This is a genomic window from Rothia sp. P4278 (assembly GCF_048512945.1).
Classification (GTDB): Bacteria; Actinomycetota; Actinomycetes; order Actinomycetales; family Micrococcaceae; genus Rothia.
The window spans coordinates 25,795-38,870 of the sequence record NZ_JBLXXU010000005.1 but is presented as its reverse complement, the minus strand read 5'-3'; the positions used below and the strand labels follow the sequence as shown (position 1 = coordinate 38,870).

The following is a 13,076-nucleotide window of genomic DNA, read 5'->3' as shown; positions in this document are numbered from 1 at the left end:
CAGGCCTGGAGATAGTATCGCATGCTCAGTCGAGCTTAGAAGAGGCTGATGGGTTTGAAGATATCGGCGGCCACCAGAATGACGGTCATAAGCAGGAAGGCACCGGCGACCACATAGGTCAGCGGCAGGAGCCTAACCGGGTCGAAGGGGCCGGGGTCTTTTCGACCCAGTAGCTTGGCGCTCTTGCGGCGCACCCCCTCCCACAGGGCGCCCAGGACGTGCCCGCCATCCAGAGGTAGAAGCGGAATCAGGTTAAAGGCAAAGAGCATGAGGTTCATCTGGGCAATCAGCGACACCAGCGTGGCCGCCTTATCGCGCAGGCTAATTTCATCCTGCGCAGCAATATCACCAGCGATCCGGCCAACACCAACAACCGAAACTGGACTGTTTACATCACGGTCCCCGTTGGTCACCAGAGTAACTGCCACACCGTAGACGCGGGCCGGAAGCTTAATCAGAGTTGCGCCAATACGTTCCAGGGACTGCCCAACTGTGGGGAGCACCTCCCCCACGGTGCCGGGGGTCAGCTCAGCAGCGGGGCTGATACCGATGAAGCCCACTTCCTGGGTTTTATAGCTACCGTCGGGGTTGGTCTGGTAAGTGCTGGTGAGCGGATCAACTACCGGGCGTTCAGTCAGCATGGGTGTGATAGTCAGCTCTAGCGTCTGGTCACCGCGCTGGACGGTTAGCGGGACTTCTTTCTCGGCCTTGCTACGGATCAGTTCAGTGAGCTGCTCCCAGCTGGTCACGCTCTGGCCAGCAAATTCGAGAATGGTGTCACCGGGCTTGAGGCCTGCGGCACTAGCGGGCGCTAGCGGATCATCAGCCCCACACTCTGCGGAGTTAGCGCTCTTAGCCCTAGTAGCATCAAGGGTTTGGACGCAGTGCGAGACGCTTTGAATGCCGGTGGTTGGCTGGTAGGAACCAAAGCCCGTTACCAAAATTGTGGTAGCTACCAGCCCAATCAGCAGGTTCATGGCGGGGCCACCCAGCATAATAATGATGCGCTTGTAGACCGGAAGCTGGTAGAAGAGCCTGCCTTGGTCCTCGGGGCGGATGCGCTCAACATCAGCCTGGCGAGCTTGGCGGGCTAGCTGTTGCAGAGGGCTAGTTCCACCTGCCCGCCCCTCACTTTGCCCATCTTGACCGGGCGGGTACATGCCAATCATGGAGATGTAGCCACCCAGCGGTAGCGCTTTAAATCCGTATTCGGTTTCACCGCGTTTCCAAGAGAAGACCGTTTTGCCAAAGCCAATCATGTACTGGGGAACCCGTATACCAAAGAGCTTGGCGGGCACCAGGTGCCCCACCTCGTGGAGGGCAATAGAGAAGGCAATACCCAGGGCCATGAGCACTACACCCACCAGGAAAAGCAAGATTGTCACGCACAACTCCTTGAAACCGGACGTCCGGCTAGAATCAGCCGGATTTAAAGATACAAGCCAGCGTACGCTAAGCCCATCCGAGCCGCCAGTTCAGACCTCTTGGAGTTTGCCCCTAAAACACGCCGGACTTACTGTGCCCCCCATAGGGGCGCTAAGTGCTATGAGATATTCTGTGGCTACAAGACTGTTTGGGTAACAGCTCTCTCCCTCTCTCCCTCATCTTCTCCCCCCTGGCTACTCAACGGGGTCTCGGGTGCAGTAAAGATACGGCCACGACCCAGACTTTATAGGCTGGGTCCCACCCCGTCTTTGAGGTAGTTTCCACCCTTACTTTTAGGTCAAAAATGCCCTAACTTCACACTTGCGTTATATAACCGGTAATTATGCTTTCCCTAGGTCACACGCCCAGCAGCAAAAGCCCCCAGAAGCCACCCCTAAATTTGACTTGACATGGGTAAACACCCTGAGCTATGCAGATTAAATATAATCAAGCATATTTTATGCAGATTTTATTTTTGCCGCACTTTAAGCCACAATCAAAGAGTGAAAGATCATCGAGCGCCCGCTCCCGTGCGCCCGCACCGTCACTTCTGACAAGGAGTACCATTTATGACCGCACAGGTTGAAGCTCCCGCCACCGCTGGAGTCTTTGTCAACGAACATTCTGCGAGCGCCTGGGAGGGTTTTGCACCCGGCCCCTGGCAGGACAGCATCGATGTGCGAGGGTTCATCTTCGCTAACTTCACCCCCTACGAGGGGGACTCCAGTTTCTTAGCTGGCCCCACCGAAAAGACCCTGCGTGTCTGGGACACTCTTGAAAAGAACTACCTCTCGGTAGAGCGCAAGAACCGTGTATACGACGTAGACACCAAGACCCCCGCCGAAATTGATGCTTTCCCCGCGGGCTACATCTCTGAGGACGACGATGTTGTCGTTGGTCTACAGACCGATGTTCCGCTCAAACGCGCCATGATGCCCAACGGCGGCTGGCGCATGGTTGAGACCGCTATCCGCGAAGCTGGCAAGGAACCCGATGAAAACATCAAGAAGATTTTCACCGAGTACCGCAAAACCCACAACGATGCCGTCTTTGATATCTACACCCCCCGCATTCGCGCGGCTCGCTCCTCGCACATCATCACCGGCCTGCCCGATGCCTACGGCCGTGGTCGCATCATCGGTGATTACCGCCGTGTAGCGCTCTACGGTGTCGATAACCTGATTGCCGATAAGGAACGCGCTAAGGACGCTGTAGCTGACCGTGGCTTCAGTGAGCACTGGGCTCGCTACCGCGAGGAACACTCAGAGCAGATTAAGGCTCTGAAACGTCTCAAGAAGATGGCAGCGCTCTACGGCTTCGATATTTCCCATCCTGCCCGCACCGCCCAGGAAGCCGTTCAATGGACCTACTTCGCCTACCTGGCATCGGTTAAGTCACAGGATGGCGCCGCCATGTCTATTGGTCGCCTCTCCGGCTTCCTAGATATCTACTTTGAGCGTGACCTAGCCGCTGGCCTGATTACCGAATCTGATGCTCAGGAAATGATTGATGCCCTGGTCATCAAGCTGCGTATCGTTCGCTTCCTACGCACCATCGACTACGATCAGATTTTCTCCGGCGACCCCTACTGGGCTACCTGGTCCGACGGTGGCTTCACCAGCGACGGCCGCACCCTGGTCACCAAAACCTCCTTCCGTCTGCTCCAAACCTTACGTAACCTGGGCCCCGCCCCAGAACCCAATATCACCATCTTCTGGGACGAGAATCTACCCGCCGGTTACAAGGAATTCTGCGCCGCTATCTCCATTGAGACCTCCTCCATCCAGTACGAGTCTGACCCCCAGATTCGTGAGCAGTGGGGCGACGACGTAGCCATTGCCTGCTGTGTCTCACCCATGAAGATTGGTAAGCAGATGCAGTTCTTCGGCGCTCGCGTCAACGCCGCTAAGGCTCTGCTCTACGCCATCAACGGTGGTCGCGATGAGATGACCGGCAAGCAGGTTGTTGAGGGCTACGAACCTGTCACCGGCGACGGCCCCCTGGACTTTGATGATGTCTGGCTCAAGTACGAAGAGATGCTGGACTGGGTCGTTGCCACCTACGTTGAGGCTCTGAACATCATTCACTACAGCCACGACAAGTACGCCTACGAGTCCATCGAAATGGCCCTGCATGACTCGGATATTATCCGTGCCATGGGTTGCGGTATCGCTGGTCTGTCCATCGTTGCTGATTCCCTGGCTGCTATCAAGTACGCCAAGGTCACCCCGGTTCGTGACGAAACCGGCCTGATTGTGGACTACATTACCGAAGGCGACTTCCCCACCTACGGTAACGACGATGACCGCGCCGATGATATCGCCGCAACCATCGTTCACACCGTGATGGAGAAGATTAAGGCTATCCCGCTCTATCGCGATGCTATCCCCACCCAGTCGGTTCTGACCATTACCTCTAACGTGGTCTACGGTAAGGCAACAGGTTCCTTCCCCTCTGGCCACCGTGCGGGTACCCCCTTCTCCCCCGGCGCCAACCCAGAGAACGGTATGGACACCCACGGCATGGTTGCCTCTATGCTCTCGGTCGGCAAGCTGGACTACGAGGACGCCCTGGACGGTATCTCCCTAACTAATACCATCACCCCCAACGGTCTTGGCCGCACCAAGGACGAGCAGGTAACCAACCTAGTTGGCATCCTCGATGCCGGCTTTATTCCCGAAGAAGACTAAAACTCAATAGATTTAGTGTCCCGGTCGAGGGGTGCCCGCCGATCCTGCACCGGCAGGTTGGCCCCCTCGACCGGGGTGGCAACCCTATCAACACCTCATCACTAAGGAGAAAACCATGGCTGTAAAGACCTACGAAGAGCGCCTGGCTTCTATGAAGGCAAATCGCGCCACCAAGACCGCCCCCAAGGGCCTCTACCACGCAAATATCAATGTTCTCAACCGCGAAACCCTTGAGGACGCAATGGAGAACCCCGATAACTACCCCAACCTGACCGTTCGCGTCTCGGGCTACGCGGTTAACTTTGTGCGCCTGACCCGTGAGCAGCAGCTAGACGTACTCTCACGCACCTTCCACCACGGGGCATAGGTTCCTATGTCTCTCGACGTCACACACGATGTCACCGATACCGCCGGCGAGCTAACTTTTGCTCCGCCGGCGGACCGGCATTCTGGGGCTGGAACCTGGGGCCTGGGTGAGATGACGGAGCTGGAGCGCTCTGCCCAGATTAAGCTCATGCGCGAGGGCCAGCTCGGTTCTATCCATTCCTGGGAACTGGTGACAGCTGTTGACGGCCCGGGCACCCGCATGACCATCTTCATGAACGGTTGCCCGCTCCGTTGCCTTTATTGCCATAACCCTGACACCTTCAAGATGAAGGACGGTCAGCCCATCATGGCCTCAGATCTGATGAAGAAGATTAAGCGCATGCGCAAAATCTTTAAAGCTACCGGTGGCGGTATTACTATCTCCGGGGGTGAGGTGCTCATGCAACGCCCCTTTGCTGAGAATATCCTCATGAGCGCCAAGTCTTTGGGTATTCATACCTGCATTGACACCTCCGGGTTCCTGGGTGCTCACGCAACAGACCAGTTCCTTGAAAACGTTGACCTGGTCTTACTCGATGTTAAATCTGGTTCTGAAGAGGTCTACCAGAAACTTACCGGAAGAGCTCTCCAACCCACTATTGACTTTGGGGATCGGCTCTCAGCGCTGGGTATTAAGACCTGGATTCGTTTTGTTCTGGTCCCCGGCTACACCGATGACCCGGACAATATCGAGAAGGTTGCCGATATCGTCTGCCGCTGGCGCAACATCGTGGAGCGGGTTGAGGTTCTGCCCTTCCACCAGATGGGCACCGACAAATGGGAGTCCCTGGGCTATGACTACCAGTTAGCCGATGTGAAGCCCCCCAGCCGCGAAGACACCGAAGCGGCCCGCGATATCTTCCGGGCACGCGGGCTCGCCGTCTACTAACCGTCTTTTGGGCATGAATGTTGCATAAAAAGAGCGTCACCCCTTTTTTCGTTTTCAGAGGGAAGATAGGGGTGGGTTTTTATATGCGCATCGAATTAAACCATCATAATATTATTGCAAAAATTCTATAAAAATCTCTTGACTAGGATTCACCTCATCGCTTAGAATTTTAGGCACCTAACCCAAGCAGATTTCATAAAGAAATCTCCAAGCGTAAGGAAATTCTATGCACACCACGGCGAATTCCTTTCTCATTCTTTTACTCGCCCTGTCGTTGTCAACTCTTAGCATATCGCTGGCTAACGCTTCCTCTCTCACCTCAAGAAAAAACAACGCTATTTACCAGGAAATAGTAAACTCAGGAACATCAAAAGACCCTCTGGATTCCCTGACGGTGGATGAGCGTCGATTTTTTGAAGACTTTACAGCAGTCGCCAGTGAAAATTCATCAAGTTTTATTGCTGCACCCTCCTTGATGAGAGCTACACCAATGTCCGGTTGTTGGAATGCATCCATTCAAAGCTATCAGAATAATGTATTCGGTAATCTTTTGTTTACGACGACGGTCGAGGGTAAATGGTGCTATGCAAGTGGCCGGATTACCAGTAGCACTGTAACTAACCATTGGGGGCAAACGCATATGCCGGGGTGGTTTCTCACAAGCTCAAAACCATCTTCAGGTATCTATGGGACAGTAAGCGCACGAATGGTAGCTAACAATTATTTCTCTTTTAGGCCACTTGGGTACGAATTACGGGGACACACTCAGTGTGCGAGGCTTATTGGGCACAATAAAGGTGTTAGTGTTGGTGATAATTCGTGTTCAGTCCAATTTTGATAAAATGATATGAATACAAATCATAAAATATTTTATCTTCTGTTGGGGTTCATTATCATTTTTCTTGTGATAGTTATCATCGGCTGGCCTTACGGTGAAGAAATATCGAAGGTCTTGTAATGAGAGTCGGAATCTTCCCCATAGTTTTTGTTCAAGTAATGAGTACCTCACGAGCTCGTATTCTTGCCCAGTTTTATGCATCGAGTACAGCGTCAAGAGCTAGCCAGGGGTTTCAACATTAGTGTTGATGCTCCCATACGACTCTCTAAAACCCAGGTAGGGCTCTGCAACCCACCAATAACTTATGCGATATGCATACTTTCAAGGTCGGCACCTGCTTTTTGCCTGGTGCCGACCCCATTTTTGCAGGGTTTCTTCATATATACCAAGCCAGGTGTGGCAGAGAACTAATCGGCCAGAATCTCATGGGCGCGGGTACGAGCCCAGCTCTCCGCCCCTAGTACTGTCTCAAGGGTCAGGGAGCCGCTTTCAGCGCACCAAGCTGACTGGGCATGCTCATCCAGGAGACGGCCGGCAGTCTCAATCATGTCGGTAAAACGAATTTTCCCGGCGTGGAAGGCTGCAACGGCCTCTTCATTAGCTGCGTTGAAAACAGCCGGGAAGGTACCGCCGCGCTTGCCTGCCTCTTTAATGATCTCTACAGCTGGGAAAGCTGTCTTATCCAGTGGCTCAAAGGTCCATTGGCTGGCCTGGGTCCAGTCGCAAGGCTGAGCCACACCAGGGATGCGGTGGGGCCAGGTCAGGCCCAGGGCAATCGGCAAGAGCATGGTCGGCGGTGAAGCCTGAGCAATGGTTGAGCCGTCCACAAACTGCACCATGGAATGAACGATGGACTGGCGGTGAACAGTCACATCGATACGGTCAAGGTCAATACCGAACAGGTGATGTGCTTCAAGAACCTCAAGAGCCTTATTGACCATAGACGCCGAATTAGTGGTAACAACCAGGCCCATATCCCAGGTCGGGTGAGCCAGGGCCTGGGCCGGAGTGACCTCCCGCAGTTGCTCGTAGCTCATACCCCGGAAAGGCCCACCGCTGGCCGTGAGAATCAGTCGATCAATTTCGCGGTCGCTCCCGGCTGAAAGTGCCTGGGCGAGTGCCGAGTGCTCCGAATCTACCGGCACCATGGGTTGTTCCAGGGGTGAGGCATCAACGGCGGCTTTGACCAGCTCACCGCCAGCGATCAGCGACTCTTTATTAGCTAGGGCAACCTGAGAGCCAGCCGTCAGGGCGGCCAGGGTGGGCCTGAGCCCGATAGAGCCGGTAATACCGTTGAGCACTACATCGGCACCAGCTTCCGATGCCCGGGTAGCGGCATCCTGCCCCCATTCAATCTGCGGGGCGTAGCCCGGTGCAAGTGCTCCCAGAGCCTCACGCAGGGTGCGAGCAGCATCTTCCCCACCGCTTGTTGCCACCAGCTGAGGCCGCAGACGGGCAGCTTGCTCAGCCAGAGCAACGACCGAACGCCCACCCGCGGCCAAAGCCTGCACACGAACCGGGGCACCGTCTGACCCGCTTTCAGCGCCCGCTAAAGCGTTGAGGTGGTCAATCACCTGTAGGCCCTGAGTTCCGATAGATCCGGTTGACCCCAGGAGGGTGACGGTACGCCCCTGCGCCAGAAAATCTTTTAGCTGATCAGTGAGGGCCCAAGCTGAGCTTGGGTGGGACTGACTAGAACCAAATCGCATGGCTTCATTTTCTCACATACTAGTTTTCGAAAGAGGCTCTGAGCGCACTGAGCATGGATGAATAAAAATCACGGATGAGTTGGCTCTCAGGGAAAATCATGTCAGCCGCATGGTACATACCTTGCACCTGGTGAAATTTGCTCTCCACGCCGGCCTGCAATAAGCGCTGATGGTAGTCCCACCCTTCCGGGTAAAAAAGGTCCTGGTCACCGACACCTATCCAGGCTGGAGGGAGGCCAGCCAGGTTTTGCCTGCGCGCTGGTGCTGCATAGGCAGGCAGTGAGGGAGCTCCTGCCTGCCCACCAAGATAGGTGTTCCAGGCGATCTTATTATCCAGGGGGGTCCAGGCATAGGTGCCGCGCCCCTGCCTATCTGATCGGTCGGTAGTACGATCATCGAGCATGGGGTAAATCAAGGCCTGAAAGTTGAGAGGGTTGCCTGCGTCCAAGGCCCGCTGAGCTAAGGAGGCAGCCAGTCCCCCGCCTGCGCTCTGGCCGCATACAGCAATCAATGAAGGGTCAAAGCCATATTTCTGCCCTGAGGCTTGCAACCATTGCAAAGCCTTATAGCAGTCATCTAAGTCTGCTGGGAAAGGTGCCTCACCAGCGTTACGGTATTCAACGTTGAGGACGGGAACACCAAGATCTCGCGCCAGAGCACTAGCATAAGTCTGAGCAGGTCCCGCACTTGATAAAAGATGTCCGCCACCATGAATAAAGAGCACAGCACCTTCGGACTGACGCTGTGCAGGGAGGTTGAGAAAGGAGCTGAGGATTACCCCAGCGGAAGACAGCTCAATCCGCTCAACTTTAACCCCCGCTACAGGTTGAGCTACCCGGAGGTAGTTGCGCTGGGGCTCAGGTAAGAGGTAGCCAAGACTTGCGTAGAAGCCCTGTAGGGGTGCCAGATAGAGCCGCGGGCCCCAGAACTGAGGGTTAACCTGTTTCTGTGCTTTCCGATGCCAGTAAGCACAGTGACCGGCGGTGGCAAGCCCCAAGACCAGCAAAAATTTTTTCATTCCCCTACCCCGTATCATGGAAGACGTCGCTCAGGCCCCCTGGCAGAGGTCTTAGGGCCTTCAGCAGGGACTATCTTTTTGATGCTACCCAATAATATCGAAGTTTTTTAGTTTCTTAGCTATGGTTTTACCTCCGCTGTTTTGCAACTCAAGTAGCTCTGCGTAGATACCTCCTGAAGCTGCTAGTTGGTCCGGACTGCCGATCTCATCGATCTGCCCATTCTTAAGTGTGACGATGCGGTCTACACGTGCAATAGTTGACAATCTGTGGGCAATAATAAGAGAAGTACGCCCCTGCATCAGCTCCTCCAGGGCCTTCTGCACAGCACGCTCGGCCTTGGTGTCCAGGGCGCTGGTTGCCTCATCAAGAATGAGGATGGGAGCATCTTTGAGGATTGCTCTAGCTATGGCTATCCGCTGTTTTTGCCCTCCTGAGAGCTTGAGTCCGCGCTCACCAATGAGCGAGTCGTAGCCATCGGCAAACTTGGTGATGAATTCGTGGGCATTGGCTTTGATAGCCGCCTCAATAATCTGTTCCCGGCTGGCCTGCGGCTGTGCGTAGGAAATGTTCTCGGCAATAGTGCCCGAGAACAGGGAGGGATCCTGAAAGACCATGCCGATTAAAGAACGAACCTGGGTCAGGTCACTGCCAGCCATATCCATACCGTCAACGGTTACCGAACCAGTACGGGGGTCATAGAGGCCTTCTAGGAGCGACATGAGCGTTGATTTACCGCCGCCGGATTCGCCCACGAACGCAATACGTTCACCGCGCTTGACGCTCAGGTCGATCTTGTGTAGCACATCCTCTTCGCCGTCATAGCCAAAGCTCACCTCTTCAAAGCGAACCAGTTCCTGGCCCTCAGATGCAGTGATAGCCGCCGGCTGAGTGTATTCCGGTGCCCCCTCACGGGTAATTGCTAAAGCTCGGGGGTCCGATTCTCGTTCCATGACATCGAAGTAGTCCTTGGATCCGGTAATAGCTCGCTGGGCGCTATCAACGATCCAGGACAGAGAATTGATGGGAGCAACCGCCATAGCTAGAAGCTGAATGAGTAGCACCATGTCACCAATGGAAAAATCACCGGCCAGGGTCCGCAGGAAAATCAGCAGGTAGAGACCGAAAAAGATCAGGTTTAGAAAGCTCAGTCGGGCCACGTCCATGCTGTGCCAGAACCGGGATTGGGTGGCGGTCAAGCTGATGGTATCGCTAAAGAGAGTTTTAAAGCGAGTCAGTTCGCGCTCTTCCTGCCCAAATGATTTAACGACACGAATCTGACCGATGACCTCGGCAAAACGGCCTGATGCAAGATCGATTTTCTGGTTTTTCTGGCCCTCCCAGACCTGCCATTTGCTGCTGGTTTTACTGGTCAGCCAGAAGTAGACGGGGAAGATAAGAATGAGAAGCAATCCCAGTGGCCAGTAGTAGAGGGAGCTAATCACAATCACCGAAACTGTAGTAAGTACCAGGGAGATAAAGGTGTTCGACATGGTCTTGACGAACTGGGTGACCTCGGCAATAGAGCGGTTCAGGCGAGCGATGATAGTGCCGGTCAGTTCCGAGTCGAAATAGGGCAGGGGTAAAGAAAGAAGCTTCTCGTAGTAGCGCACCGAAAGTATGGTGCGCATGCGCTGGCTCATGATATCTCCCAGGTAACCTCCAAGGTTAGTGGTAAGTACACTCACCAGTTGAGCCGCTAGGTATGCCGCCGCCAACCAGACGATTATCGCCCCGGTTGTGGGTGCTGAGCCCTTAAGGTGATTGACTACGGTATCGGTTGCCCCGGAGATGATAAAGGGAGCAAGTAGTGAGGCCGCAGAGGTAAGAACCGCGCAGAGCACGATTCCCAGGAAGAAAGGCCAGAGTTCCCTGGTAGCTCCTATAATTCTGGTAATACTTTTCATGGCATGGCTCTTCCTTGTCTTGGTGGTGCACCACTACCCTAGCGCTGATACCGGTGATTTACTTGAGCTTGACCTGCCTTTTTGCTCACGCATCGGTAGGCTTCAAGCACAAAGAACCCGGTGGTATCCGTCGTCGGAAAACCACCGGGTTCTGCTTCAGGGGCTACCGCCCTCTCAAGTGTGCTACTTCTTAACTACTACCTTCTGGTAGATGAAGAGTACGATCAGCGCGCCAACGACTGCTGTAAAGACAGAGCCGAGGCTGAAGCCATTGACACCATCGGAAAGGAAGGGCAGGAAGCTACCCAGGAAGCCACCCAGCATAGCGCCCACGATACCGAGGGCGGTGGTGACGACAAAACCGCCACCTTGCTTACCGGGCATGATGAGCTTGGCAATTGCGCCAGCGATCAGACCGAGGACAATCCAGCTAATGATGGAAAGAATCATGTTACCTACTTCTATATTTTGCTTAGCGACTATGATCAGCCGCAAGGATAAGCATTACCTATTCTATATCAAATATCAAGATAAAAATAAGTAGGGTGATAGTGTTATTTACAACTATCCCAGCAGAAAAGTCCCGTCAGCGGTAAGCCAACGGGACTTTCAGCCTAAATCAAGCAGGTTAGGCTAGTGGTCAATAGCACCTTCGGCACCTACACCGGTGAGAGAGCGAACTTCCATCTCAGCCTGGGTTGCAACATCTTCTTTCTCACCACCCAGCGACCCCAGGAAACCCAGCAGGAAGGCCGCAGGAATAGCGACAAGACCGGGGTTAGCCAGAGGGAACCAGGCAAAGTCGGCGGTAGGAATCATTGAAGTCTCAGCACCGGACATGACCGGGGAGAAGATAATCAGAACTACGGAGAGCCCAAGACCCCCATACATGGACCACAGAGCGCCACGAGTCTTGAAGCCTTTCCAGTAGAGGGAATAGACGATGGTCGGCAGGTTAGCAGAGGCAGCCACTGCGAAAGCAAGCGCCACCAGGAAGGCAACATTCTGCCCCTGGGCCCCAATACCACCGGCAATGGCCAGCAAGCCAATAACCACCACAGTCGTCTTAGCCACTCTGATTTCTTTGGCAGGATCAGACTGCCCCTTACATATAACGTTGGTGTAGATGTCGTGGGCGAAGGAGGCCGAGGCTGTAATAGCTAGACCAGCGACCACCGCGAGAATGGTAGCAAAAGCTACCGCCGCGATAACTCCCATCAGCAAGGAGCCACCTAACTCGTAGGCCATGAGCGGAGCCGCTGAATTCACGCCACCAGGAGCTGCCTTAATTGCCTCAGAACCAACGAGTGCAGCAGCACCAAAGCCCAGCACCAGGGTAAAGAGGTAGAACAGGCCGATCAGGGAGATAGCCCAGACCACTGATTTACGGGCCTCTTTAGCCGTGGGGACGGTGTAGAAGCGCATGAGCACGTGGGGCAGGCCAGCAGCGCCGAAGACCAGGGCCAGCGAAAGTGAAATGAAGTCCAGCTTGGTCAAATCGCTCTTACCGTATTTGAGGCCCGGTTCAAGCATCTTAGGGTTACCGGAGGCCTCAACAGCACCACCGAGCAGATCAGAGAGGTTGAACTTGTAGATACCCAGGATCCAGACGGTCATGACAGCAACGCCGCTAATCAAGAGGACAGCTTTAATGATCTGAACCCAGGTCGTACCCTTCATGCCACCGATGAGAACGTACACAATCATCAGGACACCCACAACGACGATAACCAGTGACTGACCGGCCTTGGAGCTAATACCCATCAGAAGAGACACTAGAGCGCCGGCGCCGGCCATCTGAGCCAGCAGATAGAAGAGGGTAACAGCGAGAGTCGAGATGCAGGCCGCGATACGGACCGGGCGCTGACGCAGACGGAAGGAAAGAACATCGGCCATGGTGAACTTGCCGGTATTGCGCAAGGGCTCAGCTACCAACAGGAGGGCTACCAGCCAAGCAACCAGAAACCCGATGGAGTATAGAAAGCCGTCATAGCCCTGGATAGCGATAGCACCAACAATACCCAGAAAGGAGGCTGCTGAAAGGTAGTCACCGGCGATAGCTAGGCCGTTTTGGGTGCCGCTAAAGGAACGTCCTCCAGCGTAGTAGTCGGCGGCAGTCTTATTGTTCTTAGAAGCTCTCAGAACCACCACCATAGTAATCAGTACGAAGCTGCCAAAGACAACCATATTAATCCAGGGAGTTCCAACCACCTGGGTGCTCGCTGCATCGGCGGCC

Annotated in this window: 9 protein-coding genes; 3 read left to right on the top strand and 6 right to left on the bottom strand. The window is 54.5% G+C overall.

Annotated features, from left to right (window positions below; genetic code table 11):
• Positions 1 to 35: 35 nt before the first annotated feature.
• Positions 36 to 1,385 carry a M50 family metallopeptidase gene (locus tag ACN085_RS09390; protein ID WP_419111372.1) on the bottom strand — a complete coding sequence of 450 codons (1,350 nt, stop codon included), beginning with the start codon at positions 1,383 to 1,385 and terminating at the stop codon, positions 36 to 38.
• A 609-nt stretch (positions 1,386 to 1,994) separates the two neighbouring features.
• Between ACN085_RS09390 and ACN085_RS09385 the strand changes: the two genes are divergently transcribed.
• The 3 genes from ACN085_RS09385 (at position 1,995) to pflA (ending at position 5,370) form a co-directional block, all read left to right on the top strand.
• A complete protein-coding gene (locus tag ACN085_RS09385; RefSeq protein ID WP_419100205.1) occupies positions 1,995 to 4,115 on the top strand; it encodes a pyruvate formate lyase family protein in 2,121 nt (706 codons plus the stop codon).
• A 115-nt stretch (positions 4,116 to 4,230) separates the two neighbouring features.
• Positions 4,231 to 4,482: an autonomous glycyl radical cofactor GrcA2 gene (gene grcA2 / locus ACN085_RS09380; RefSeq protein WP_419100206.1), complete on the top strand. Its 252-nt coding sequence runs from the start codon at positions 4,231 to 4,233 to the stop codon at positions 4,480 to 4,482.
• A 6-nt stretch (positions 4,483 to 4,488) separates the two neighbouring features.
• Positions 4,489 to 5,370, top strand: coding sequence for a pyruvate formate-lyase-activating protein (gene pflA / locus ACN085_RS09375; protein ID WP_419105377.1), 882 nt, complete (start codon positions 4,489 to 4,491; stop codon positions 5,368 to 5,370).
• Between the two features lie 1,245 nt (positions 5,371 to 6,615).
• Here pflA and dxr read toward each other — a convergent pair.
• The 5 genes from dxr to ACN085_RS09350 all read right to left on the bottom strand — a co-directional run bounded on the left by dxr (position 6,616) and on the right by ACN085_RS09350 (position 13,027).
• Positions 6,616 to 7,917, bottom strand: a complete 1,302-nt coding sequence (dxr, locus tag ACN085_RS09370; RefSeq protein WP_419111371.1) for a 1-deoxy-D-xylulose-5-phosphate reductoisomerase — start codon at positions 7,915 to 7,917, stop codon at positions 6,616 to 6,618.
• Between the two features lie 19 nt (positions 7,918 to 7,936).
• Positions 7,937 to 8,935 carry an alpha/beta hydrolase gene (locus tag ACN085_RS09365; protein WP_419111370.1) on the bottom strand — a complete coding sequence of 333 codons (999 nt, stop codon included), beginning with the start codon at positions 8,933 to 8,935 and terminating at the stop codon, positions 7,937 to 7,939.
• A gap of 84 nt (positions 8,936 to 9,019) precedes the next feature.
• A complete protein-coding gene (locus ACN085_RS09360) occupies positions 9,020 to 10,840 on the bottom strand; it encodes an ABC transporter ATP-binding protein (RefSeq protein ID WP_419111369.1) in 1,821 nt (606 codons plus the stop codon).
• Between the two features lie 183 nt (positions 10,841 to 11,023).
• Positions 11,024 to 11,290: a GlsB/YeaQ/YmgE family stress response membrane protein gene (locus ACN085_RS09355; RefSeq protein ID WP_419100211.1), complete on the bottom strand. Its 267-nt coding sequence runs from the start codon at positions 11,288 to 11,290 to the stop codon at positions 11,024 to 11,026.
• Positions 11,291 to 11,473: 183 nt separating this feature from the next.
• A complete protein-coding gene (locus ACN085_RS09350; RefSeq protein WP_419100245.1) occupies positions 11,474 to 13,027 on the bottom strand; it encodes a cation acetate symporter in 1,554 nt (517 codons plus the stop codon).
• Positions 13,028 to 13,076 lie beyond the last annotated feature (49 nt).

Bases quoted from the DNA above. Each gene is read 5' to 3' on its own strand.
- ACN085_RS09385 (WP_419100205.1), top strand. From the start codon at position 1,995: ATGACCGCACAGGTTGAAGCTCCCGCCACCGCTGGAGTCTTTGTCAAC.
- grcA2 (WP_419100206.1), top strand. From the start codon at position 4,231: ATGGCTGTAAAGACCTACGAAGAGCGCCTGGCTTCTATGAAGGCAAAT.
- pflA (WP_419105377.1), top strand. From the start codon at position 4,489: ATGTCTCTCGACGTCACACACGATGTCACCGATACCGCCGGCGAGCTA.
- dxr (WP_419111371.1), bottom strand. From the start codon at position 7,917: ATGCGATTTGGTTCTAGTCAGTCCCACCCAAGCTCAGCTTGGGCCCTC.
- ACN085_RS09365 (WP_419111370.1), bottom strand. From the start codon at position 8,935: ATGAAAAAATTTTTGCTGGTCTTGGGGCTTGCCACCGCCGGTCACTGT.
- ACN085_RS09360 (WP_419111369.1), bottom strand. From the start codon at position 10,840: ATGAAAAGTATTACCAGAATTATAGGAGCTACCAGGGAACTCTGGCCT.
- ACN085_RS09355 (WP_419100211.1), bottom strand. From the start codon at position 11,290: ATGATTCTTTCCATCATTAGCTGGATTGTCCTCGGTCTGATCGCTGGC.
- ACN085_RS09350 (WP_419100245.1), bottom strand. From the start codon at position 13,027: ATGGTTGTCTTTGGCAGCTTCGTACTGATTACTATGGTGGTGGTTCTG.